Source organism: Schaalia meyeri (assembly GCF_900105015.1).
In the GTDB taxonomy this organism is placed as follows: Bacteria; Actinomycetota; Actinomycetes; order Actinomycetales; family Actinomycetaceae; genus Pauljensenia; species Pauljensenia meyeri.
The window spans coordinates 154,423-178,738 of the sequence record NZ_FNLK01000010.1 but is presented as its reverse complement, the minus strand read 5'-3'; the positions used below and the strand labels follow the sequence as shown (position 1 = coordinate 178,738).

Sequence of the window (24,316 nt, the reverse complement as noted above, 5' to 3'; positions counted from 1 at the left end):
TAGGAACCAGTATGGGCATACTCCTCAAAGGGGCACTGGAAACGCCCTGTGAGTATCCTGAAAACCCTGACGGCCCCGATTATGTGGCGCTGCCAGCCTCAGCGCAGGACGTCCCGGATGGCCGCGTACAGGTGCGCGGCGCGCTCGACGGGGGCATGTATCAGGCGGGGGCCGGGCGCGGGAGCTAACAGAATGCAGCCCAGCTCCTGCGGGTCACTGGCGGCCGCGAAGTCAATGCCGTAGGCGGCCGCCAGCGCGGCGTAGTCGACGTTCTGGGCGACGCCAAACCAGCGGTCGTAGGCCGCCGGGTCCGCGGCGCGACCGTGTTCCAGGGTCGCAAAGATTCCCCCGCCCCCGTCGTCGGCGACGACGATGTCGAGGTCCGCGCGCGCGCTGGCGGCCAGGGCCAGCGAGGAGGCGTCGTGGCACAGGGTCAGGTCGCCCATGACGGCGGTGACGCGGCCGAGGCTTCCCCGGGGAGAGGCGCCAGAGCCGAGGGCGACGCCGACGGCCGTGGCGACGGTTCCGTCGATGCCGGCCTGGCCCCGGTTGGAGTGAATCGTGCGTCCGTCCAGGGAAGCGACTCCCAGGTCGAAGGCGCGCACGGGGTTGGATGCCCCGAGCACCAGGGGGCCGGTGGTGGATCGGGCGACGGCGCGCGCCAAGTCGAGCATGGTTCGCCCCGAGCCGGCGGTCAGCAGGGCGTCGATCTTTTGCCCGGCGGCATCGGCGGCCTGGCCCACGCGCGCCGCCCACGCGGCGGTGTCTTCGCTGACGGGTCGCGTCGCGGCGGCAAGCTCCGCGACCACGGTGGAGGCGTTTCCTGAAATGTCCACCCAGGGCGCGTGCGGGTCAACCACGATGACGCGCACGTCCGGCCTCGCGAGCAGTGCCTGGATGGGGCGCGACAGCGTGGGGCGGCCCGCGACTACGACCGTGTCCACCTCTCGCCCGATCTCCCCGGACACGATGGATTGTTCGTAGGGAGTCACGCCGCCGCCCTGCCACGCGCCCGACGCCGGTTCGGACAGCAGCGGGAACCCCGAGGCCAGGGACCACAAACGGGCGTGCGGAGATGCGCCCTCGCCTGCGACGATGAGCCCCGCAACCCCCTCGCCGACCGTTTCCTCCCAGCGGGCGGGGGCGGGTGAGGAGGGGATGACGCGCGACGGCCGCGGCACGCAGGAGGACTCGGCCCCCGCACCCCGGGGGGATTGGGCGGGGGCGGGCGTCAGGGGGTCGCGGAACGCGACGTTAATCTGCACGGGACCGGGGGCGCCCGCGGGAGCTCCGCACGCGGCGGCAACGGCTCGCGTCAGGCGTCCGATCAGCGCAGGCGAGGCCTCCTGCGGCTCCAGTTCCACGCACGCCCGCGCGTGGGTGTCGAAGAGACGCGCCTGGTCGGTCGCCTGGGATGCGCCGACGCCGCGCAGTTCGCCGGGGCGGTCAGCGGTGAGGGCCAGGAGGGGCAGGCGCGCGTGGGATGCCTCGAGGATGGCGGGGGCCAGCTCGGCGACGGCAGTGCCCGAGGTGACGATGACGGCGGGCAGCGCTCCGGTGCGCGCCAGGCCGACGGCGAGGAAGCCTGCGCCGCGTTCGTCCAGGACGGCGCGCGCATCCCCGCGAAAGGCCCCGGATTCCAGGGCGTAGGCGAAGGGGGCGCTGCGTGACCCGGGGCAGTACAGGACGTGCGTGACACCCAGGGCGTCCAGGGTGTGCAAGATGGCGCTGGCGGTATCGACGGAGGGCATGCGCCCAGCCTACCGGGCCCCTGCCCCCAGGTGCTCGGCCATGCCTTCCAGACGCATGCCCCACCGCGAAAGCAGGTCGCCATCGACGGGGGTGCGGTCTATCAGCTCGTGGTCGGGTTCGCGACGCACCACGGGCAGGCGCCCGCGCTCGGGAACCAGCGGCTCAGTCACGTCCCCCACCAGCAGCGAGGCCGTGGCCAGGCCCGCCGCCCGGGACACGCCGGGCACGGCGGCCGCGGCGGCCACGCCGACGGACAGGCCCACGGACGTTTCCAGCGCGGAGGACACCACGACGCCCAGGCCGCTCTTGCGGGCGACCCGCAGGGCCGCCCGCACCCCGCCGAGGGGAGCGACCTTGATGATGACGACGTCGGCGGCCTCCTTGCGGGCCACCTCCATCGGATCCTGCGCGCGGCGGATGGATTCGTCCGCGGCGATGGGCACGTCAACGCGGCGGCGGACCTGGGCCAGCTCGTCGACCGTCAGGCAGGGTTGTTCGACGTATTCGATGGGGACCGCGCCTGCGGCCTCGGTCATCGCGGGGATCGCGTCGCAGGCCTGGTCCACCCCCCAGGCTCCGTTGGCATCCAGGCGGATCGCGGCCTGCTCACCGACCCTCTGGCGCAGCGCGTCGGCCACGGCGCCGATGCGCGCGCAGTCGCGTTCGATACTCACGCCGGGTTCGGCGACTTTGATCTTCGCTGTCGCGCAGCCGCCGGATGACGTGACCCGCTCGTAGGCGTCCTCCGGGGAAACCACGGGGATCGTGACGTTGACGGGAACGAATTTTCGTCGGGGAATCGGTGGAAAACGGCGCGCCGATTCGAGCGCAGCCGCCAGCCAGCGCGCCGACTCCGCATCGTCGTAGTTCCAGAAGGGCGCGGCCTCTGCCCAACCGGCCTGCCCGCGCAGGAGCAGACCCTCGCGGCGCGTTACCCCCCGAAAACGAGTGGTCATCGCGATCTTGTAAACCAGCAGGTCGGTGACGCCCTCCAGGGCGTATCGGGTTTGGCGGCTCAGGGTGCGCATGGGGATGCGCAGGAGCGTCGGTTGCAGCGCTACGTTCATGAGACCCCTCCTTACTTACCGGTAACAGTGTTGCGCGCGCTCAGCCTGGCGACAGGTCCCTGACACGGACGCTTGCAGGGTATTTTACGCTGTTTGTCGGCGGATGATCGACTTTCAGCCCCTCTTGAACACTTGGAAAATTGCAGCCTTTCGCGCGCCGCGCCCGCCTACATCCGCCTGCGGCCGTCTATCTACGCAGGTGGGCACGCAGTTCACCGCCCCTTTCCAGACGGCTCGCGTCGCTCCCCGTTGTTTCCCCCTCGGGCGCGCGCACCCCGAAGCCCGCGGCGAGCGCGTCGACTAGAATCCCACCCATGAGCGCTCTGCCCTTTGTCTCCGACACTTTCGACCCGACCCGCTGGCGCGAGGTCGCAGGCTTTGACTTCACCGATATCACCTATCACCGCGGCATCTCCCGCGGCCCCGAGCTCGATGGTCGCGCGCAGGGGGCCGACATGCCGGTGGTGCGCGTCGCCTTTGACCGCCCCGACATCCGCAACGCTTTCCGCCCGGGCACGGTCGATGAGCTGTACCGGGCGCTCGACCACGCCCGGCAAACCTCACGTGTCGCCGCGGTCATCCTCACGGGCAACGGCCCCTCCGCGCGCGACGGTGGATACTCCTTTTGCTCGGGCGGCGATCAGCGCGTGCGGGGCCGCGACGGCTACCGCTACGAGGTTAAGGACGCTGACCCCCAGGCCCCGCTTTTCCAGCGCCGCGAACAGATCGATCCGGCGCGCGCCGGACGCCTGCACATTCTGGAGGTCCAGCGCCTGATCCGAACCATGCCGAAGGTCGTCATCGCGGCGGTTCCCGGGTGGGCGGCCGGGGGTGGGCACTCACTCAACGTCGTCGCGGACCTGTCGGTGGCCTCTGCCGAGCACGCCGCATTCATGCAGACCGACGCGAACGTTGGTTCCTTCGACGCAGGCTACGGCTCGGCGCTCCTGGCCCGCCAGGCCGGGGACAAGAGGGCGCGCGAAATCTTCTTCCTCGCGCAGCGCTACGACGCCGCCACGGCGGAGAGCTGGGGGGTCATCAACCGGGCCGTCCCCCACGCCAAGCTCGAAGAGACGGCGCTGGAGTGGGCTGCGACGGTGGCGACGAAGTCCCCGCAGGCGATCCGTATGCTGAAGTTCGCGTTCAACCTGGCCGACGACGGGCTGGCCGGACAGCAGGTTTTCGCGGGCGAAGCGACCCGGATGGCCTACATGACGGCCGAGGCGCAAGAGGGGCGCGACGCCTTCCTTGAGCGCCGCGCCCCTCGCTGGGAAGACTACCCCTACTACTACTAACCGCCGCCCGAGCCCGCCCCGTTTCTGGCTCGCGCAGCCCCAGGCACAGCCCTCCGGGGCGACGCCTGGGGCCCTCGCGAAACTAGGCGATGTAGACCCTGGCCTCCCATTCGCCCAGGACCGCCGGGACATCCCGGTTCTCCTCGGGCAGGTCTCGGTTGGACAGGAGCAGCGTCCCGGGGACCCGAGCGGCAGCCTCGCCGAGGGGGGCGGGGGCATCGGAAAGGTTGACCAGGATCGTTGCCACTGCATCGCCCATGGTGCGGCGATATGCGAAGACCGCGGGCGTGGGGGTTGCGATGCGCTCGAAGTCGCCGCTGGCGATGACGGGCAGGCCGTGGCGGATCTGCGCGAGCGCCCTGTAGTAGGCGTACACCGAGTTCGGGTCGCCGACCTGCGAGGCGGCGTTGATTTCCGTGTAGTTGGAGGTGACGTCGATCCACGGGGTGCCAGTGGTGAAGCCGGCGTGGGGGCCATCGTCCCACTGGACGGGGGTGCGAGCATTGTCGCGCCCCATGAGGCGCATGCCGTTGAGGACCGACTCGGGGCTTTCGCCGGCTTGCGTAGCCTCGCGGTAGTATCGCAGGGCTTCGACGTCCCGGAAGTCGTCGATTCCTTCAAACGTCCCGTTGGTCATCCCCAGCTCCTCGCCCTGGTAGACGTAGGGGGTGCCGCGCAGCATGTGGAGCGCGGTGGCCAGGGCGGTGGCGGAGGCGTATCGGTGGACCTCGTCCCCGAAGCGGCTGACCGCTCGAGGCTGGTCGTGGTTATCCAGGTAGAGGCTGTTCCAGCCGACCTGGCCCTGGGCGTTCTGCCAGTCGGTCAAGCAGTCGGCCAGTTCGCCCGGGCGCAGCGCTCTGGGGCGGAACTTCCCGTTTTCCAACCCCAGATCGACGTGGGCGAATTGGAAAACCATGTCCAGCTCGTGACGCGCCGGGTCTGTGAAGAGCAGAACGTTGTCGCGGCGCACGCCGGGTGTTTCCCCGACGGTCATGGGGGCGTCGCGCCCGTCAAAGACCTCGCGGCGCATTTCCGCCAGGTACTCGTGCAGGTGGGGGCCCTCGGAGAAAAGGGGGAATCCTTCGCCCCAGGCTCGCCCGGGGTACTTTTCACCATCGGGCAGACCGGGGTTTTTGGAGATGAGGTTGATGACGTCCATGCGGAAACCGTCGACGCCTCGATCCAGCCACCAGTTCATCATCTCGTAGACGGCGGCACGCACCTCGGGGTTGTCCCAGTTCAGGTCGGGTTGTTTCTTGTGGAACAGGTGCAGGTAGTACTGCCCGGTGGCCTCATCCCACTGCCATGCGGAACCCGAGAAAAAGGACTCCCAGTTGTTCGGCTCGCCGCCCTGCTGCCCGCCCGCGAAGCCCGGCCTGGGGTCGCGCCAGAAGTACCAGTCGCGCTTGGGGTTCTGGCGCGAGGAACGGGACTCGATGAACCACGGGTTCTCATCGGAGGAGTGGTTGACGACCAGGTCCATGACCAGGCGCATGCCGTGGGCGTGCACGTCTGTCAGGAGGCGGTCGAAGTCTTCGAGGGTGCCGAACATGGGGTCGATGCCGTAGTAGTCGGAGATGTCGTACCCGTTGTCGGCCTGCGGCGAGGCATAGATGGGCGAGAGCCACAGGACGTCGACGCCCAGGCCCTTCAGGTAGTCCAGCTTGGATCGGATGCCCTCAAGGTCGCCGTACCCGTCTCCGTTGGAGTCCTTGAAGGAGCGCGGATAGATCTGGTAGACGACCGCGCCCTTCCACCAGTGGTCGGCATCGAGGCCGTTTCCTGTTGGGTTCAGCGCGTCGTGAGAAAAGAACATGGAGCACCTGCCATACGTTGGGGTCGGAAAGGGTCGCGGGGTTGCGATAGCGTGACCGTCCTGGTTGAGCGTACCCGAGGGCGCGCGGTGAGGCCGCGCCGGGCTTGGCCGCCGCCACGCGCGCGCGACGAGGTCGCACGAGGGGGTCATGCGCAGCGTACCGCCTCACGGTCTTCGGCGGGCGCCGACGGCACGCGCTTCGTGTGGCGCACACGCGCAGCGTACCTTTTCTCGGGCGCCCTACAAACGGGGCGCACCGGTGAGCAAAAGTACGCCCGCGGATGCGAAACACCGAGAAAGTCGGATGCAGGAGGGAAGTCCACGCGACACTCAAAAAACAATACAGCGGGACACCACCGGGAAGCCGGCCAGAATCCTACGTGCAACAAAGTGGGGCGGGCCGGAACCAACAACAGGTTCCGGCCCGCCCGCATCGCGTGATCGGTGGGATCAGTAGTGGACGACCACCGTGTCGCCCATGTCGGTCCAGTCATAGATAAACTTCGCGGCATCGACGGGCATGTTGACGCAGCCGTGGGAACCGCCGTATCCGCTCCAGCCGAAGGAGGAACGCCAGGGGGCGCCGTGCATCGCGTAGGAACCGGTGAAGTAGGTGACCCACGGGACGCCTTCTGTCACATACTTGGAACCGTCGGCGTTCTCCCCGCGCATCGTCTGCACGTCGTACTTGAGGTAGACGTGGAACGTGCCGGTGATGGTGGGCGTGTTGGGTGCGCCGGGAACCATGTAGAAGGGGCCGCCTGCAACTTTGCCGCCGACGTAGGCGGTCACGGACGCGTCGGAGAGGTTGATGTCAACCCACTTTTCGCCTTCGGCCGCCTGATAGACCAGGTTCTCAGTGCCTTCGGCGACCCGCTTGGTCTCGGATCCAGGTTCGACGTCGTCGTAGTGGAACAGGCCCTCGTAGGCGGTGCGGCCGGTCATGGCCGCAACGACGTCCTTCGTGATCTGATCGGTGTTGTTGGTCTTGAGTCCCTTTTTGCCTTCGCGGGCAACGGTGAGGACGTTACCCTCCGAATCGACGTTGTGGACGCGGTTTTCCGGCTTGACGTCGGTGGTCGCGGCCAGGGCGTTAACCCAGTCGGCAACCTTGACGGTGTCGATGGAGGGATCGTCGAGGGAGCCGTCGGGCTTGGTCAGGAACTCAATCCACTTGACCTTGTCGGAACGCTTGGCGCTGAAGGTGTCGATGCCGTCAGAGACTTCGATGCTCGTCTCCAGCAGGGCATTTGCCTTATCCGCGGCGCTCTGGGCATTTTCGGTGGTGATCGCCGGTTCCGTCTGCATAACGGACGCGTCCTGCGTGACCGAGGCCAACGTGGTGCCGGCCTGTTTGACGGCGGCGCTCACTTCGTCCGTGGAGATGCCGTTACCCATCTGAGAGGGGGTGACGGTGAAGGATTCACCGTCGTCCGCGACGACGACCTTCGCGTCTTTCGTTTCCGAGGACAGGGTCGAGTTGGCGGTGGCCGCGAGCTTCCTGATGGAGTCGTCATCGACGGTCATGACGGGGTCGACGGTGCGCCCGGCGAAGAGGGAGCGCACGAACGCGGGCAGCGATGTGGAACCCTCCATGGCCGCGGCGGCAGTTGATTCGGCGTCAACGGTGATGCCCGCTTCGTTGAGTGAGGCCGTGGTCGCCTTCCCCTCAACGGTGACCGTCACGGTCGTCGCGTCGGCCCGTTCGTTGATCGAGGACATAACCTGGTCATGCGTCATTCCGGCAACGGACGCGCCGGCGACGGTCGTGCCCGGCAGGGCGCGACCCGAGTAATTTGCCGCGTATACGGTGGCGGCGCCAACGACGAGGAGGACGAGGGCGCACGCGGCGCCGATCGCCCATCTGACTTTCACGGAAATGTTATTGAGCATCACAGTCTATCGTATAGCCTTATGCCGACTCGTGGGGGGATACTGTTGAAATTTCAGCTGCGTTCTGTGCCACATGAAAATGCCCGTCATTTAGGGGATCCAGCCATTAAACGTGATCATTGCCGCGGGACGGTCCGCCACCTGCGAGAACACCAACCTTTATCCTTGTTACATATTGCATACGCACTCGCCGTCGAACTTGGGAGGCTCATCATGGCTGCGCCACGAATCCTTGTCGTGCCGGGGGGCACCTCCGCCGGTGCCGTCGCATTGGCCAACGCGTCCATCCACAAGCTCGTTGAGCTGTACGAGGAACGGGCAGCCGACCCGAATCATCCCGCGCCCCACACGGTCGTGGTTCTGCGCGAGCCTGAATCCGTTTCTCCCGCCACTCTGCGGGGTTCCGCGGCGACCCCGCAGGAAGCGTTCCCAGAGGAAAGATACCCCGGCCTGGCCCGTGAGATCGATCAGGATCCCGCATTTTTTGACGGAATCGACCTGGTGGTCCCCACTTCGGGTTCCAGCGCGGGCGCGCCGCGCCTGGTCGGCCTCTCTACCGAGGCGCTCATCGCCTCGGCGAAGGCCACCGAGCTGGCGTTAAACGGCCCGGGGCGCTGGATCCTCGCCCTGCCGACACACCATATCGCGGGCGCGATGGTGCTCCTGCGCGCCGCGGTGGCAGAGACGAATCCGCAGATCGTCGACACCTCTGAGGGCTTTTCCCCCGAGGCGCTCCTGCCCGCCGTTCGGGGTGCCACGCAGGACGACATGCCCGGCTACCTGTCCCTGGTGCCCACGCAGCTCTCCCAGTGCCTGGACGCGGAACAGGTCGTGGAGGCGCTGCGCTCGCTCTCGGCGATCCTCGTGGGCGGCGCGGCCACCAACCAGCAGCTGCTCGCGCGCGCCCGCGAGGCGGGGCTGAGGGTGCGCACCACCTACGGCATGACGGAGACGGCAGGCGGCTGCGTGTACGACGGCCTGCCCCTGCCCGGCACGTCCGTGCGCGCGGTCGATTGGGACGGCCGCACGCGCCTGGCGATCAACGGTCCCACGCTGATGACCCGCTATCTGGATGCGGACAGCCCGTTCTTTGAAGAGGGTGGCCACCGTTGGCTGCTCACGGGCGACCTGGGCATTATTCGCGCGTCGGGCACGGTCGAGGTGCGCGGGCGCGCCGACGACGTGATCGTGTCGGGCGGATTGTCGATCGCCCCCGGCCTGGTGCGCCACGCGGTGCGTTCCCACGAGGGAATCTCGGATGCATGGATCATGGCGACCCCGGACGCCAAGTGGGGGCACGTGGTCACCGCCTTGGTGATCCCGGAGCGAATGCCGTCGGATTCGCTGGAGATGGCGAAGCTGGGCTCCTCGGTCCGTGAGCACGCCGCCGCTCACATCGGGCGCGCTCAGGCTCCTCGCCGCGTTGTCGCCATTGATTCCCTGCCCTACCTGGGCTACGACAAGATCGACCGTGCCGCGGCTGCGGATGCGGCTACCCGCGCGGCGGGTACCGCCAGGGAGTGGGTGCGCTAGGCTCCCCTGGCCGGGGCCCGCTCCAACTACACTGATGGCCATGGCTTCCGTTTCTGATTGGATCGAGGGCGCTCGCCTGCGCACCCTGCCCGCCGCCGCCGCGCCCGTGATCGTGGGGTCGGCGGCCGCCCATCACCTGGGTGGTTTCGGCGCCGGGCGCGCGTGCCTGGCGCTCGTGGTGGCTCTCGCGTTGCAGGTGGGGGTCAACTACGCGAACGACTATTCGGACGGTATTCGCGGCACGGACGATAACCGCCGGGGGCCGGCGCGGCTGACAGGTGGGGGCCTGGCGGCGCCAAAGACGGTCCTGAGGGCCGCGCTGGGTTGTTTTGCGCTGGCGGGCGTGGCAGGCCTGACTCTGGTGGCGGTGTCGGGCACGTGGTGGCTGATCGGTGCGGGCATTGCTGCCGTGGCCGCGGCGTGGCTGTACACGGGCGGGAGGCATCCGTACGCGTACATGGGTATCGGGCTGTCTGAACTGATGGTGTTCGTTTTCTTTGGCTTGCTGGCGTGCGTGGGCACTTCGTGGACGCAGGTCCGCGATGCCCCGTGGTGGCTGTGGATGAGCGCGTCGGCGCTGGGGCTCCTGTCGGTGGCGCTGCTGATGGCCAATAACATTCGGGATATCCCCACGGATCGCGAATCCGGAAAAATGACGGCGGCCGTGCGCTTGGGGGATCGCGCGTCACGCTGGGTGTTTGCCGCCTGCGTGTGGGGTCCGGTCCCCATGATCGTCACGCTGGGCGTGGCGGTGGGCCTGCACCCGTTGGCGACGTGCGCGTTGGGCGTGGGTGCGGCCGTTTGGGCGGCGGGCGTGAGCCTGCCGGTGCTCACGGGCGCGTCGGGGCGCGCGCTCATAGCGGTGCTGCGCAACACGGGGTTTTACGCGATGTCGTGGGGTGCGTTGGTGGCCTTGGCTCTCACTCTGTCTTGAGGGACCGTTGAACAGGCCGGATTGTCCGCCCCGGTCTCACAGAGTTCGTCGGCGCGTGAAAAGTAGCCGTCTGTCAGGTACCATTTCGCGCAGCACTATTTACCGTTGAAGCGGAGGCAGCGATGAGCGTTGGTTCCTACGTGCCCGGAAGGTTTGCCCGTTTGGGCGAAGCTGCCGTGGGGTTGGTGATGGGCCGGTGAATTGGGCGGACATCAAGCAATGGGATTCTGCTCCGCTCCAGGAGTACGCCTTGGAATGCGAGAGGAAGCAGCGAAAGCTGCAGGAGACGGGCGAGGACCTCTCGACCGAGCTGAGCAGGCTCAGCGGCCAGGGCCAGACCGCGGACGCCGCGCGGAACGCGCTGCGCAAGCGGGTCAGCGAGATTGAGGAGCAGGTCAACTACCTGATCAGCGCGGCCGAGGTCGCCTCCGCCGGAGTCCAGGGGATCAACGAGATCCGCGCGAACATTGAGGACATCTCACAGTTGGCTGTTTCGCTGAGTGTTCACATCGACACGAGCGGGGTTGTCTCTGTGTTCGAGTCTGTTCTTCGCGAGCTTGCTGATGTCGCTATGGACCCCCTGGCTCCGCTGAAGCGTCTCACTTTCATCCGCGAACGCATCGCAACTGTCCTCACGGACGCTCGCGCCCTCGAAGAGAAACTCGCAGGCATGATCAGTGCTTTGGACAGGGGAACATTCGACAACGGAGTGCACTATTCCGTGTCCGGCAGCGCTCGCCCCTCCCTGCCTCCCGCTGGCGCTTCAGCGCAGGAGGTGGCGTCCTGGTGGAGTTCCCTGTCCGACAAGGACAAGCAGTGGATGATCGAGAATTACCCCGAGCAGATCGGAAACCTTGACGGCGTTGACTTTACCTCCCGCGACAAAGCGAACCGTATCGCGCTCCCGCAGAAGATCGCGGAAGCGGAGCAGCAACTCGCAGACTACGAGAGAGAGCTCGGGGACGATCCAACGGTCGAACAGCTGGGAGAGTTGAAACGGCTTCACCGGCAACTTCAGGCGCTCCGCGCTATTGGACACACTCTCAAAAAAGAAGAGGAAGATGGTACCCCCCGCTTCCTCCTCGGCATGGACACGTCGGGGCCCAACGTCCTCGCGGCTGTCTCTCAGAATAACCCGGACACGGCCGACCACGTGGGCGTCATCGTCCCGGGCATGACCACGAACGTGGCAGATTCACTTGGCGACTACGACGACAAGGCCTCCACCATGCGTAAGAACGTTAAAGAGTACACCGATGGATCCGTCGCGATCGTGGAATATCTCAATTACGACGCACCACAGGATGTTGACGTTATGTCCACGGACAAGGCTCAGGCTGGCGCTCAACGCCTGGCTGGTTTCCTGAACGGGCTGGACGCCTCGCGCGAGCACGGCGCGGGGGACGCCCACGTCACCGTTGCGGCTCACTCCTACGGTTCCACGACGGCGGGCATCGCCGCCACGAAAGTGGGCGATGGCGTCATCGACGACCTGGTTCAGTTCGGTTCTCCTGGCTCCGGCGTTCAGGACGTCGGCGAGCTGCACGTCCCAAAGGGGCACGCGTGGGTCAGCGCGGCGCCCTACCGGCACGACATGGTCCAGGGGGTCGGCCCGGATGCCACCTTCGGAAAGAACCCCGACACGATGCCCGGATACAGGCACCTATCGGGGGATGTCGGCGACACCCCGTGGCACCCCACCGGCTGGGGAGAACACAGTTCCTACTTCAAGGAAAAGACGAAGGCGCTGGACGACATTTCACGGGTCATCGCCGGGGAAAAGAAATGAAAATACATCGGTTCGCCACAATCATCAGCGTTATCTTGGTATCGCTGCCACTCACCGCCTGCACACCGTTTTTTGGAGGATCAGGAATGAACCCGCACCACGCTGAGGACCTGCGCAACGCGTCCAAGATGGAGTCCGTCGAGGCTTTCCAGCGCGACATCGAGCCCGCTATTGTGGCGGCACGCAACGAGATTCTCACCAGCGAGAACATCCGCAAATACGGCGACAAAGACCACATCTCCCGACGCACAGCCGGAAATCAGTACCTATACAGCATGTTTGCCGCCCAGTACTTCTTCGAGGAACACGACGTCGACCGGTTCCGTTCCGTCGTCAACGCTCACCTCGAACCACTCGGATTCGAAATTGTGGAAAGGAAGCACATCGACGACGGGAAAACACGGATCAAATTCTACTGGGTGAATGAACGATACGGCGCCACCGTGAGCGCCCTTATCTCCCTCTCCCCGGACCTCCACAGCTCCTACACCTACGACACGGAGCCCCTGCGCAGCGACGGGTCCACCGATGACCCCAAGCGGCTCATCGACCTGCCCGGCCGCGTCCCCGACTGGTTCGACCCGACAACCACTCCAACGAAATGACCACACCCCCTGCACGAACGGCCAAACCCCTCGCCACCCTGGCCTGCACCCTCCTCCTAGCGGGCGCCACCGCCTGCACGCCGTTCCTAGGAGGAACTATGAAATCGCCCGATCAGAAGGTTCAGTCCGTTGAGGCTTTCCAGCGCAACATTGAGCCCGCCATCGTCGCGGCACGCAACGAACTCATGACCGCTGACAACTTCATGGCATACAAGAACATAGACCATATCGGCACGTACACGCGCGAGGGGTCCAGAATCTACTCCTTTCATTCGCGTCTGTACTTCTTTGCGAACATGGACACTGACGCCATTCGAGCCACCTACAACTCGCATCTCGAGCCCCTCGGCTTCAAGATGACCGAGAAACGCTGGACAACGGAAGACGGCATACAGTTCGTCGACTTTTCCTGGACCAATGACCAGTACCAGGCAGTCGTCTCCTCCACGACAATTGGAGGCGAACAAACCGCCGTGCACTACTACGTCTTGCGTGCTCCTAGCGATGGGTCCACCGATGACCCCAAGCGGCTCATCGGCCTGCCCGGCCGCGTCCCCGACTGGTTCGACCCCTCAACCCCACCAGCCGGACACAAATAAGACATATGACAATAAACGTACGCCCCACCAAGTTCCTCGCCGCCCTGGCCTGCACCCTCCTCCTGGCGGGCGCCACCGCCTGCACACCGTTTTTTGGAGGATCAGGAATGAACCCGCACCACGCTGAGAACCTGCGCAACGCGTCCAAGATGGAGTCCATCGAGGCTTTCCAGCGCGACATCGAGCCCGCTATTGTGGCGGCACGCAACGAGATTCTCACCACCGAGAACATCCGCAAATACAGCGCCAAAGACAGCATCTCCCGAAGCACAGCCGGAAATCAGTACCTATACAGCATGTTTGCCGCCCATTACTTCTTCGAGGAACACGACGTCGACCGGTTCCGTTCCGTCGTCAACGCTCACCTCGAACCACTCGGATTCAAAATTGTGGAAAGGAAGTACACCACCAACGACGGGGAAACGCGGGTCAGCTTCTACTGGGTGAATGAACGATACGGCGCCACCGTGAGCGCCCTTATCGCCCGAGATATCCACAGCTCCTACACCTACTACACGGAACCCCTGCGCAGTGACGGGTCCACCGATGACCCCAAGCGGCTCATCGACCTGCCCGGCCGCGTCCCCGACTGGTTCGACCCGACAACCACTCCAAGGAAATGACCACACCCCCTGCACGAACGGCCAAACCCCTCGCCACCCTGGCCTGCACCCTCCTCCTAGCGGGCGGGCCGCCTGCACGCCACCATGCGACATACCATCACGGGTCCGCCACTCGGCCAAACTGCCCAAGACGGCGTGGCGCTAGCGTCCTCTGCGGTAGAGATGCTCGTGAACCCAGTCGCCCACAATGCTGGTCGCGGCAGCGAGGACGCACGCGGCGGCGACGGCTCGGAAATAGCCGGAGGCGAGCCAGGGAGTGAGCATGCCGATGCCGAGGGCGGCGCCGCCCTGCATGGCGAGGTCGTTCATGGCGACGGCTCGACCGTTCTGGCCGGGCGCAACGGTGGCAAGCACGGTGTCATAGATGGGCGCGAAGAGGCCGCCAAACCCGATGTTGATGAGGCACATGGCGGCAGTGATGACCCACGGACCGGCGCTGATTAACAGCGCCAGCAGGGCCGCGCCCAATAGGATCAGGCCGATGCTTGCGCGCACGGTACGCCCGCGCCCGATCCGCGCTATGACGGCACTCGAACTCAATGCGGCGGCCAAGGCCAGGCAGTAGGTCGGCAGGAGGCGCACGGACACCTGGGCTGGGCTCAGGCCATAGTAGCCAGAACCGATGCCGTTCATGAGGGGCGCTATCGCGTAGTTCGTGCAGTAGGCGATGAGGATGAGGCTGATTGATCGAACCCACGGCACGTTCGTAAAGAAGGACCGTGTGATGAAGGGGGCGCGAGCATGCCCGATGTATTGCCAGAACACGGCCACCCCCAGGATAAGTCCGGCGATGAGCCACCAGCGCGGGTGGGTGGCGACCAGGGTGAGCAGCAGCGCGCAGGCGGAGAAGATCGCGAGGCCAATCACATCGACGTGTCCTGCGTGCGCGCGGGCGGGGACGCGCCTGCCCATGATGGGCAGGAAGGCCAGGCCGACCAGCGGAATCAGGAACAGGATCGACCAGTTGATGTCGGCGAGAAAACCGCCGGACAGTATGCCGATGGCGGTTCCGCCCTGGAATGCGGCACAGAACAGGCCGATGTAGATGCCTCGTCGTTTGGGATTTCGGATGGAGGTCGCCAGGATCATGTACACGGATGCCGCGGCCTGGTATCCCAGCGTCTGGAGGGCGCGCGCAACGATGACGCCGACCAGCGATGTGGACAGGGCGAAACCGAGGAGCGAACCAACGATGATCAGCCCGACGCCCACGTCGACGATGCGGCGCAGCGGGATGAAGTCGCCCAGGGTGCCGTAGAGAAAACAAGCGACGCCCAGCACGATGCCGGGTATCGCGGTGATCAGGCCGGACGCGTCCCCCGCGCCGATATCTTGCGCGACGCGTAGGTACACCAGATTAAAGCCCTGCAGCACGACGGTACCCAGCATGAAGATTCCCAGGAGCGGCAGGAGCACCCGCGCGGGGCCGTCCGCCAGGTCGCCGTCGGTGGCTACCTGGCTCATGTCGATTGAGGGCGCAGAGTCCGCGCTCCCCTCGATGGCCCCCCGCGAGGAGGGGGCAGCGACGCGGCAGGTCGGGCCTGCGGCGCGCGACGTGATGAGAAAGCGGAGGATACGCACGGTGCATAGTTCACCACAGGGCGCACCTCGAGGCAAATTGCAGGAATCTAGCGCACAATTGAGGCGTCCCGCTTTTCGCCTGTTCCATATCACCACCCGCCGCCGGGGCATGGCACAATTGAGTAACCCCTCGCAAAGGAGCGCCCATGGCACGCGTTATCGTCGTCGGTTCCATCAACCAGGACATCACGGTCACAGTCGACCGGTTCCCCGCCCCCGGCGAAACTCTCTCAGGCACGTCGCTCGCCTACAGCCTCGGCGGAAAAGGAGCGAACCAAGCGGCGGCGGCCGCGCACTCCGGCGCGCCTGTCGTCTTCGTCGGCGCGGTCGGCTCCGACCTGTCCGGACAGCGTCTGCGCACAGACCTGGCTTCCCACGGCGTAGATGTTACGCACCTGCGCGAGGCCAGCGGCCCCACCGGGACCGCCCTCATCACCGTTTCCGCCTCCGGGGAGAATACGATCATTGTGGACGCGGGCGCAAACAGCGCGGCCACGATCGAGCACGCCCGGGCCTCGTTGGTCCCCGATCCTTCCGATATCGTCGTGCTCCAGGCGGAGATTCCCGCCGAGGCAAACGCCGCCGCCCTGGAGTGGGCGCACTCTTTCGGCGCGACAGTCATGCTCAACCTGGCCCCGGCGCGGCCCACGGATGCCGACCTCTTGGCTCGCGTCGACGTTTTGGTCGTCAACGAAACTGAGGCGGGGCTGGCCCTGGGTATGCCCGCACCGGCGACGCCCACCGAAGCGATCGGTATCCTCTGGGCGCTACGAGGCCTGGGACCTCGGCACATCATGGTGACCCTGGGGGCCGACGGGGCAGCGTGGGCGTCAGGCAGTCAAGCCGAACACTGCCCAGCACTCTCCCTGGGCGAGGTCGTGGATACCACCGGAGCGGGGGACGCGTGCGTGGGTGCGCTGGCCGCCGCCATGGCGCTGGGCAAGCCCTTTAACCAGGCCGTCGCCGACGGCATGCGAGCGGGATCCACCGCCGTCCTGGTTTCGGGCGCCGCCCCCTCGTACGCGGCGCTCCCCACGGTCACGCGCGACTAGGTCCCACGCGCCCCCGATTGCCCCGGGAGTGAACGGCTCGGCGTGAGGCAACCCACTCCCCTTAGACTAGGGGCATGGTCAGGATTGTCTTGTTTGTCGCGATGCTCGCGCTCACCATCTACGCGGCCGCAGACTGGCATCGCACGCCCGAAGAGGAGATGCCCGGCAAGCTCGCCAAGCCCATCTGGCTGCTCATCATCCTTTTTACCGCCACGCTCGCCGCCATCGGTCCCATCGTGTGGTTGGTTCTGCGCTGGGTGGCGCGCGCCGAAAAGGCTCGACAGTCCCGCGCCGCGACCCCCGAGCGGCCCGCCGCCCCCGACGACGACCCGGACTTCCTGTTCCGCCTGGAGCGCGACATCCAGCGCAAGCGACGCGAAGAAGAGCGCCGCAAACGCGAAGAAGGCAACGGTAATCCCCCGGCCGCTGGCGAGGGCCAGAGCGAGGGGCTCTAGCGGCGCAGATCCGCCGCCGAATCGCCCGGCGTCATATCGCGCGCCACGGCCACCAGGTCGGCGGCCGGTTCCGCGTAGGAGGTACCCACCAGCGTCGCCCCCGCAAAAATGAACGAGGTGATCGACGCCAGCGCGCAGTGTCGATGCTTCGGAGAATGCGCCAGCGGCTGCCCGTCGACGAAACGCGTCAGCGTCACGATGGGGTTTTGGTGCGACACGACGAGCGCCTCGCGCCCCCTGGCCTCACGCAACGCCGACGACAGGGCCGCGCTCATGCGCGAGGCGATGTCCCGATACGGTTCGCCCCACGAGGGCCGCAGCGGATTGAGGTAGTACTTAAAGTACTTCGGGTTCGCCAGCATCGCGCGATTCGAGTTCACCGGCAGGCCCTCAAAGACGTTATCCGACTCGATCAGACGCGAATCCGACTCGATGGTCAGCCCGTACGCCGCGGCCGTGGGAGCCGCCGTCAACTGCGCGCGCAGCAGCGGCGATGAGATCACGCGGGCAATGTCAGCTCCCGAATCCACCAGGTATGTGGCGGCGCGCTCCGCCATCCGATGCCCCAGCTCCGTCAACCCAAAACCCGGCAGCCTGCCGTACAAAACACCGTTCGGGTTGTCCACCTCGCCGTGGCGCATAACGTGAATAATGGTGCGGTCCATGAGAAACAAGTATAGGACTTCGGACACACGTGAGGCCCGGCCAAATGGCCGGGCCTCCGCTCGCTCACTTCTTGTTGCGACGCTGGTGACGCGTCTTGCGCAGGAGCTTGCGGTGCTTCTTCTTCGCCATGCGCTTGCGGCGCTTCTTGATGACGGAGCCCATGGGGTTCCTCCCTGGTGGTGTGGGCGGCAGCGATACTACCGCTAATGGATGATGGGTGCTCGAGACGAGCACATCGTGCCTATACTACCCGCCAATGACGCGAGCCTGGCCACCGGAGCGATCAGCCGTACCCGCCTGAATCATCTGAGCGACCGCAGCCTCCGGGACTCGGAAGCTTTTTCCTACGCGAATCGCGGGCATCTCACCGCTGTGAATCAACCGGTACACAGTCATTTTAGAGACGCGCATGATGTCCGCCACTTCTGTGACAGTCATAAAACGCGGCGCCGACTGCTGTTCCATCAATGACTCCCAGTATGCTCGCGAGGCGCGCTAAACCCGATTCGTTCACCGCTTACGTAGCCTCACGAAATATACTACTGCCCAACCACGTGGAAACTGCAACTTTATCCACGTTTGTTGCAGAGTCGTTAAGGAGCAGCGATGGCACCGGCACACAACAGGCGGAAACCGCCAGCACACAGCTCCCGCCTGCGCACCGAACCCGGTGCCACGCGTTCCCTGATCCGTGGACGAGCCACGGCTTCGTCCCCCGTGATTTCAGCGGAAACCATCAGTCCGCAGCCATCCCCCATCGTCCGCCCCGTCCGGGGTGGCCCCCGTGGCCCGCATCCCCAGGTGCCCACCTCCAACGCCCAGCGCGTGCGCGCCTGGCTCTCCCGGCAGGCCCGCTACTCGCCCGCGCGCCTCGCAATCGGCACTTTTGCGCTCATTATCGGGGTTATCACCATGCTGCTGATGCTACCCATCGCATCCGCTTCCGACGCCCCTGCACCCTTCGTTGATGTCTTCTTCACCGCCGTCTCTGCCGTCTGCGTCACCGGCCTCACAACCGTCGACACTGCTACCTACTGGTCACCATTCGGTCAAGCCGTCATCGCTTTCGGCATCGTCGTGGGCGGCCTGGGCGTCATGACCCTCGCGTCGATCCTCAGTTTCGCGGTGTCGCGCCACCTCGGCCTGACCCAGCGGATGCTCGCCACGCAGGAGTACAAGACCGGAGCCATGGGACAGATCTCCACTCTCCTCAAGGCCGTGATCGCGACCTCCCTCACCATGCAGATCCTCCTGGCCGCGATCTTCCTGCCTCGTTTCCTCGCCTTGGGCCTCGACCCCGTGCGCGCCATCTGGAATGCTCTGTTTATGGCGATCTCCGTTTTCAACAACGCCGGATTCGTCATCCTGCCCGGAGGGCTCGCACCCCACGTTACCGACTGGTGGATGTTGGTCCCCATCATCCTGGGTTCCACCGTTGGCGCCATCGGGTTCCCTGTGATCATGGACGTCACCACGCATCTGCGTTCCCCGCGCCGCTGGCGGCTTCACACCAAGCTGACGCTCTCCACGTACCTGGCTCTCGCCTTCGTGGGCGTGGTGGCGCTCGCGCTCACCGAGTGGCACAACCCCACCACCCTCGGCGCCATCGACACCCCTTCAAAGATCCTCAATGCCCTGTTGGCGGGCGTCAACTCGCGTTCATCTGGGCTGTCCGCGCTTGACGTCGGCGCCATGCGTTCGCAAACCCACTTCGTCCAGGACGTCCTCATGCTGATCGGGGGCGGCTCCGCGTCCACAGCCGGCGGCATCAAGGTCACGACCTTCGCCGTGCTGGTGCTGGCCGTCATCGCGGAAGCCCGAGGCGACCGCGACGTTGAAGCCTTTGGCCGCCGTATCCCCACGTCCGCCGTCCGCCTCTCCGTCGCCGTGTCGCTCCTGGGCCTGGCCTTTGTGACCGTTTCCGTCGTCCTGCTGCTGTCCATGACGGATTACACGCTCGACGTCATCCTCTTTGAGGCCATCTCGGCGTTTGCCACGGTGGGCCTTACCACCGGCGTCACGCCCGTTCTGCCGGTTGGCGCAAAGTACGTGCTCATCGTCCTGATGTTCGCTGGACGCACGGGATCCATGACCGTCGCGGCCGCCCTCGCCCTGCGCGAGCGTTCTCGCGTCATCCGCATGCCTCAGGAGCAGCCGATCATCGGTTGAGGCGATGACGGCACGGGCGTGAGGCAGCCATCTCGCCGCCCTCTGGCTCGACGCCGCCCGGCATCGGGGGCGCGGCTTGTGCCGTCTCCGTCGCGTGAAACCGGCATAGCCCCGGCAGCACGAAAAACACCAGAATTAAGCCGCTTCAGCCAAGCAGGGGCGGTGCAGGTTTCACCACGCCCTCATTCTGACGTGTCACCACATCGGTGAGGCAGAAAACCAACACCGAGTCGCGGCATCACAGCCCTGCAGCGGCGCAGATATCGCGCGTTTCACGCCGTTTCACGGCATCCAGTCAGGCAATTACCCGTTCGTTCCGGGCAAGCTCGTCGCTTGGTTCCCATTCGCGTATAGCGCGTGCTCAGGGAAGAATGGGGGCATGACAGATGAACGCGAGTCAAAGGAACTCCAGTCGGGAACGCTGGTCATTGGGTTGGGACGTTTCGGTTCTGCTGTGGCGGTGACGCAGGATCAGCTGGGGTACGAGATCTTGGCAGTCGAAAAGAACCCCGCACGCGTGCAGGCGTTCGCAGGACGCTTCCCCCTGGTCGAGGCCGATGCGACGTCGAAGGATGCGCTGGAGCAGCTGGGGGCCCGGGAGTTCCGCAGCGCCGTCGTGGGCGTGGGTTCGTCCTTGGAGGCGGCGGTGCTGATCACCGCGAACCTGGTCGACATGGGAATCTCGTCGATCTGGGTAAAGGCGACGTCGTCGCAGCACGGGCGCATCCTGCGCCGCGTCGGGGCGCACCACGTCGTGTACCCGGACTTGGATGCGGGCAAACGCACGGCGCACCTCGTGGGCGGCCGCATGGTGGACTACATCGAGATGGAGAAAAACGGATTTTCAATCATGAAGCTGCGTCCTCCGCAGGAGGTTCACGGCTTTTCGCTTCAGGAGCTGGATCTGCGTGGCCGTTACGGCGTGAACGTGCTGGCCATTCGTCATCCAAAGCATCGTTTCGAGTACGCGGACGCGTCAACGCGGATCAACGCCGACGACGAAATCATCGTCTCAGGTGATTCGCACCTTTTAGAGTATTTCGCGAACCGACCTTAGGGCTTCCGTCGCAAGAGGGTGCCCCGCACGAGATTTCGTGCGGGGCACCCTCTTGATAATCTGGCCAAGCGGAGGCAGCCGTGCCGCTGAGCTGTCAGGAAACCAGCAAACCGGCACTGCTTCACGGTTCGTTTACCCGGTCACCCCATGCTTCCCGGCCAGCGCATCAGTGATGGCGGCGGTGGCGATGGTGGCCGCCACCATGATGGCCGCCACCATGGTTACCGCCGTGGTGCCCACCGTGGTTACCACCATGGTGCCCACCGTGGTTACCACCATGGTTACCACCATGGTGCCCACCGTGGTTACCACCATGGTGCCCACCGTGGTTACCACCATGGTTACCGCCATGGTGCCCGCCGTGGTTACCACCATGGTTACCGCCGTGGTTGCTACCGTGGTTACCGCCACGGTGCCCACCATGGTCCTTGCCGCCGTGGTCTTTGCCACCGCGATGCCTGTCACCATGGTCGGAGCCCTTAGATGAGCCCTTCCCCTTGTCACCGCTGCCATCGTGCGACTTGTCGCGGGACCTGGAACGCCCATCCGAAGAGCCGTTGCGACGATCATCGCCCGAGTCATGGCCGCCGTCTTTGCCCGACGATCCCTTGTCACCGCGATTGATATTGATAGTTGGGTTGTATTCGGTGTGGTGATCATCGTGTCGACTATTGTCGATGGTGCCGTTGTTATCGCCGCCGACGTTACCCGTTCCGGTCACACCGCCGGTCTCACCATTACGGACTCTGCCGTCATCCCGGTCATCGCCATTCGAAGAACCGTCACCCCTTCTTCTTCGACCTGTGGGAGGCTCATTGCCGCCACAGCAGCCGCCCCTGCGGGGTCCCTGGCACTGCTCGCCAATCTTCTTCGCGTCGCGAGTCAGATCGCTGCCAGCAGACGTCAACACGGCGAAAATTGCCTGAAGGGCTTCGAGGGCGTGGGTGAGGACCTCCAGGATCGGCCCGATGCGCGACGCCCACTTCGAGACCTTCGAGGAGACTTGTGCTGCCGCAACCGGCGTCGCGGCACCAAACGTCATAAGGACTTCTGCAACCACCTGGAAGCAGGTCACAACGATGTCCGCAATCGCGCTGACGATGGCATCGTGAATGTTGTCAACCGAGTCGGCGACTTTGTTCAGAGCCTCACTGAATGCGCCCGATGCTTCAGCAATCGCACGAATCGCACTCACAACGATCGACTGGCGCTCAAGATAGGCGCGAACCGCCTCACCCCGCATGTTCGACATGGCGCTTTGTGAATCGTCGTCGAGTTCGTCGGCGACGGAGGAGAGCGAACTCGAGATCGAGTCCCAGCTCGCGCTCATTCCATAGACCTGAGCGGAATCGCCAGTCACCTGGTTTACCCATCCCTTGAGGGGTTCGACGTGCTGCAGGATCCACTCAACGACCATGCCGCCTAAACCGCCAATGGGGTCGAGCACCATATTACCGGCCTCGCTCACGAGGCTTTGGGCCGCGCTGACGAGAGTCGTCACGTCGCCGGACTTCATGTCCTGGACGGCATTGTAGATGTCGTCGATGGCCCCTAGGCCTTCGGTCGGAGTTGTGTTATCGATACTCCGGGTATGTGTGGGAGCCTCAAGACTCACTTCTTCACTCCTTCGAACATGAAGCGACGCAAGGTGCGCTCCTCATCCTGACGTTGACGTTGGAGGAACTTTTCGATGTCCTTGTCGCCGTTACTATCCTGTCGCTCAAAGAGCGAACGCACATCATCCGGCCTCGAATCGGGGTGAGACTTTGTAAACTCCTCGATTCGGGCATTCTGAGCCTTCTGCTGCTCCTCGACAAAGGAACGGTAGCTCGCCTCTTGCTCATTGCGCTGCTGCGACATGAACGTGTCGAAGTCGCGACTGGTGGCCTTCGGATGCTCCTGCAGATACTGCCGGATCTGCGATTCCTCTTCCGTTCGTTGCCGTGAGAGGAAATCCGTCATCGCGTCCTGTTGCTGCTGCTGATTCGACTCGATCAAAGACTTGACTTCGGAGATGTCCTGACCGGGGTGAGCCTCAGCGTAGCGGGCGAGCGCCTCACTCTGATCGGCCCGCTGACGCTCGTAGAACGTGGCGAGATCGGTGTTTTCATCATTGCGCTGCTTCTCGAGGAATGCGCGCAGCTGATCGTCGTCAACGTTCACCTTGTCATGTCCGCCAAGGATGCTGTCGAAATCACCCGCTCCGCCGGAGCCACCTTTTCTGGCGGTATCCTCGGCGGCGCCTTTGTGGCCGTCGTGACCATCTTTACCGTCCCTGCCGGTACCGTCATGGCCGTCATGACCGCCGTGTCCATCCTTACCGGTGGTGCTGCCATCAGCCGCACCGCCGGCTTGGGAGCTGTGACGTCCCGGGGTTTCGGGGATAGGCATCTTGGGTTTAGATGAGTCCTCGGTGGAACCGCCGCCCCCACCACCATGAGTGGAACCGTCGCCGCCTCCGCCGCCGTGAGTGGAACCACCGCCGCCTCCGCCACCGGAGGTAGAACCGCCGCCTCCACCACCGCCGCCACCGGAGGTGGAACCACCGCCGGTTCTGTCACCGTTGCCGCTTCCGTTGCCAGTAGTGGGACCGTTGGGACGGGGACGCCGACAGTCAGTCGGCTTGTTGTCGCCGCCTTGTTCCTTGTCGATTTTGGACAGCTTCTCTCGGATGCGGTCTTCGAGGTCGTCCATTTCCTCCGCCCACTGCAGGAGGCAGCTCACCAAACGAGATTCGGCCCCAGCACAGTCGGAGATCATTCCCTGCAGATTCCGGATCTGTGAACTGACCGGAGGAACGAAGAATGAACAGATAATGCCGAACGCGTTACCGCCCACCTGCCCTTGCGTACCGCTGGCGACGCTCACGTTCTGGTCGAGGGTTGATGCGCAGTTACTGACGTTGGACGCGTGCGAACGGATGAGTCCTGTATCGACACCGAGATCGGGGGAACCTGTACTCATGTGCGATCAGCGCCCCAGCGAGCCGAGGCTCGAGTCCATCTTGTCGAGGTAATCCTTCAGCGAACCGCCGTCTTCGCCGAGGCGATCGATCGTCTCCCGCTGAATGTAGTCACGCATGCTACGCCCCGCGTTCGCGTAGGCCTCCATAACCCCTTCCTCGAGGTCCCGAGCGCTGCCTTCGAGGGCGTCTTCGTCGATTGACAGTTTCACGAGGTGTCCTTCAGGATCCACCTCAGCCTCAATCTCGCGCCGGGAATCAAAGCCGGATGCCTTGGCTGACTTCAAAAGCTCAACGAGCTCCTGTGTGGCAGCGGCCCTCTTCTCGGCTGCCGCCACTTGTTCTCGCAGAGTCTGTCTAATTTCTTCGGGGGTCTGCCCCATCACATCTACCATACGGTTATTCTAACCGACTCCCCAGCCACCTGTACAGCACTTTGGCTGCAGAGACCCTGCCCTCGCCCGCGAG

The 24,316-nt window shown here is 65.0% G+C and carries 22 protein-coding genes; 11 read left to right on the top strand and 11 right to left on the bottom strand.

Annotated elements, in window-relative coordinates; genetic code table 11:
* Window positions 1-98: 98 nt before the first annotated feature.
* Together menD and BLT68_RS05000 are read right to left on the bottom strand one after the other, a co-directional pair.
* The gene (gene menD / locus BLT68_RS05005) at window positions 99-1,751 is read right to left on the bottom strand and encodes a 2-succinyl-5-enolpyruvyl-6-hydroxy-3-cyclohexene-1-carboxylic-acid synthase (RefSeq protein ID WP_074633149.1); all 1,653 of its coding nucleotides are present in this window, start codon (window positions 1,749-1,751) and stop codon (window positions 99-101) included.
* A gap of 9 nt (window positions 1,752-1,760) precedes the next feature.
* Window positions 1,761-2,819, bottom strand: a complete 1,059-nt coding sequence (locus BLT68_RS05000) for an o-succinylbenzoate synthase (RefSeq protein WP_050695259.1) — start codon at window positions 2,817-2,819, stop codon at window positions 1,761-1,763.
* A gap of 314 nt (window positions 2,820-3,133) precedes the next feature.
* On the opposite strand from BLT68_RS05000, the gene BLT68_RS04995 reads away from it, so the two are divergent.
* Window positions 3,134-4,114, top strand: coding sequence for a 1,4-dihydroxy-2-naphthoyl-CoA synthase (locus tag BLT68_RS04995; protein WP_050695260.1), 981 nt, complete (start codon window positions 3,134-3,136; stop codon window positions 4,112-4,114).
* Between the two features lie 82 nt (window positions 4,115-4,196).
* Here BLT68_RS04995 and BLT68_RS04990 read toward each other — a convergent pair whose 3' ends face one another.
* Together BLT68_RS04990 and BLT68_RS04985 are read right to left on the bottom strand one after the other, a co-directional pair.
* Window positions 4,197-5,930, bottom strand: coding sequence for an alpha-glucosidase (locus BLT68_RS04990; RefSeq protein WP_074633147.1), 1,734 nt, complete (start codon window positions 5,928-5,930; stop codon window positions 4,197-4,199).
* A 450-nt stretch (window positions 5,931-6,380) separates the two neighbouring features.
* Window positions 6,381-7,823 carry a L,D-transpeptidase family protein gene (locus BLT68_RS04985; protein WP_074633146.1) on the bottom strand — a complete coding sequence of 481 codons (1,443 nt, stop codon included), beginning with the start codon at window positions 7,821-7,823 and terminating at the stop codon, window positions 6,381-6,383.
* A 213-nt stretch (window positions 7,824-8,036) separates the two neighbouring features.
* Between BLT68_RS04985 and BLT68_RS04980 the strand changes: the two genes are divergently transcribed.
* From BLT68_RS04980 to BLT68_RS04955, 6 genes are all read left to right on the top strand, one after another.
* On the top strand, window positions 8,037-9,356 hold the full coding sequence (locus BLT68_RS04980; RefSeq protein ID WP_070779160.1) for an AMP-binding protein: 1,320 nt from the start codon (window positions 8,037-8,039) through the stop codon (window positions 9,354-9,356).
* A gap of 40 nt (window positions 9,357-9,396) precedes the next feature.
* Window positions 9,397-10,290, top strand: coding sequence for a 1,4-dihydroxy-2-naphthoate polyprenyltransferase (locus BLT68_RS04975; RefSeq protein ID WP_050695263.1), 894 nt, complete (start codon window positions 9,397-9,399; stop codon window positions 10,288-10,290).
* Between the two features lie 196 nt (window positions 10,291-10,486).
* Entirely contained in the window at window positions 10,487-12,079 is a 1,593-nt protein-coding gene (locus BLT68_RS04970; protein ID WP_074633144.1) for an alpha/beta hydrolase, read from the top strand.
* Window positions 12,080-12,165: 86 nt separating this feature from the next.
* Complete coding sequence (locus BLT68_RS04965) at window positions 12,166-12,684, top strand: DUF4853 domain-containing protein (RefSeq protein WP_074633143.1); 519 nt, start codon at window positions 12,166-12,168, stop codon at window positions 12,682-12,684.
* Window positions 12,685-12,782: 98 nt separating this feature from the next.
* Complete coding sequence (locus tag BLT68_RS04960; RefSeq protein ID WP_083332376.1) at window positions 12,783-13,283, top strand: DUF4853 domain-containing protein; 501 nt, start codon at window positions 12,783-12,785, stop codon at window positions 13,281-13,283.
* Between the two features lie 5 nt (window positions 13,284-13,288).
* Window positions 13,289-13,906, top strand: coding sequence for a DUF4853 domain-containing protein (locus BLT68_RS04955; protein WP_232618756.1), 618 nt, complete (start codon window positions 13,289-13,291; stop codon window positions 13,904-13,906).
* Between the two features lie 141 nt (window positions 13,907-14,047).
* On the opposite strand, the gene BLT68_RS04950 is transcribed toward BLT68_RS04955, so the two are convergent.
* Window positions 14,048-15,487: an MFS transporter gene (locus BLT68_RS04950; RefSeq protein WP_074633138.1), complete on the bottom strand. Its 1,440-nt coding sequence runs from the start codon at window positions 15,485-15,487 to the stop codon at window positions 14,048-14,050.
* A 146-nt stretch (window positions 15,488-15,633) separates the two neighbouring features.
* On the opposite strand from BLT68_RS04950, the gene BLT68_RS04945 reads away from it, so the two are divergent.
* Together BLT68_RS04945 and BLT68_RS04940 are read left to right on the top strand one after the other, a co-directional pair.
* The gene (locus BLT68_RS04945) at window positions 15,634-16,539 is read left to right on the top strand and encodes a ribokinase (RefSeq protein ID WP_050695266.1); all 906 of its coding nucleotides are present in this window, start codon (window positions 15,634-15,636) and stop codon (window positions 16,537-16,539) included.
* Between the two features lie 74 nt (window positions 16,540-16,613).
* Window positions 16,614-16,994 (top strand): phospholipase, encoded by a 381-nt coding sequence (locus BLT68_RS04940; protein WP_050695267.1) that lies wholly within the window; start codon window positions 16,614-16,616, stop codon window positions 16,992-16,994.
* Here BLT68_RS04940 and BLT68_RS04935 read toward each other — a convergent pair.
* From BLT68_RS04935 to BLT68_RS04925, 3 genes are all read right to left on the bottom strand, one after another.
* Window positions 16,991-17,659, bottom strand: a complete 669-nt coding sequence (locus tag BLT68_RS04935; RefSeq protein ID WP_050695840.1) for a histidine phosphatase family protein — start codon at window positions 17,657-17,659, stop codon at window positions 16,991-16,993. The two genes, BLT68_RS04940 and BLT68_RS04935, sit on opposite strands and share 4 nt — an antisense overlap.
* 64 nt (window positions 17,660-17,723) lie before the next feature.
* The gene (locus BLT68_RS04930) at window positions 17,724-17,822 is read right to left on the bottom strand and encodes a 30S ribosomal protein bS22 (protein WP_003792170.1); all 99 of its coding nucleotides are present in this window, start codon (window positions 17,820-17,822) and stop codon (window positions 17,724-17,726) included.
* An 84-nt stretch (window positions 17,823-17,906) separates the two neighbouring features.
* Window positions 17,907-18,125, bottom strand: coding sequence for a helix-turn-helix domain-containing protein (locus BLT68_RS04925; RefSeq protein ID WP_050695268.1), 219 nt, complete (start codon window positions 18,123-18,125; stop codon window positions 17,907-17,909).
* 141 nt (window positions 18,126-18,266) lie between these two features.
* On the opposite strand from BLT68_RS04925, the gene BLT68_RS04920 reads away from it, so the two are divergent.
* Together BLT68_RS04920 and BLT68_RS04915 are read left to right on the top strand one after the other, a co-directional pair.
* The gene (locus BLT68_RS04920; RefSeq protein WP_074633136.1) at window positions 18,267-19,829 is read left to right on the top strand and encodes a TrkH family potassium uptake protein; all 1,563 of its coding nucleotides are present in this window, start codon (window positions 18,267-18,269) and stop codon (window positions 19,827-19,829) included.
* A gap of 379 nt (window positions 19,830-20,208) precedes the next feature.
* Window positions 20,209-20,886 carry a potassium channel family protein gene (locus BLT68_RS04915; RefSeq protein WP_074633135.1) on the top strand — a complete coding sequence of 226 codons (678 nt, stop codon included), beginning with the start codon at window positions 20,209-20,211 and terminating at the stop codon, window positions 20,884-20,886.
* A 166-nt stretch (window positions 20,887-21,052) separates the two neighbouring features.
* Here the strand turns inward: BLT68_RS04915 and BLT68_RS04910 are convergent, their stop codons facing one another.
* From BLT68_RS04910 to BLT68_RS04900, 3 genes are read right to left on the bottom strand one after another with little or no spacing between them, the layout of a single operon-like run.
* A complete protein-coding gene (locus tag BLT68_RS04910; RefSeq protein ID WP_074633133.1) occupies window positions 21,053-22,501 on the bottom strand; it encodes a WXG100-like domain-containing protein in 1,449 nt (482 codons plus the stop codon).
* Window positions 22,498-23,850 (bottom strand): hypothetical protein, encoded by a 1,353-nt coding sequence (locus BLT68_RS09225; protein WP_074633131.1) that lies wholly within the window; start codon window positions 23,848-23,850, stop codon window positions 22,498-22,500. The genes BLT68_RS04910 and BLT68_RS09225 overlap by 4 nt, the downstream gene beginning before the upstream one ends.
* A gap of 6 nt (window positions 23,851-23,856) precedes the next feature.
* Window positions 23,857-24,243: a YbaB/EbfC family nucleoid-associated protein gene (locus BLT68_RS04900; protein WP_050695273.1), complete on the bottom strand. Its 387-nt coding sequence runs from the start codon at window positions 24,241-24,243 to the stop codon at window positions 23,857-23,859.
* Window positions 24,244-24,316 lie beyond the last annotated feature (73 nt).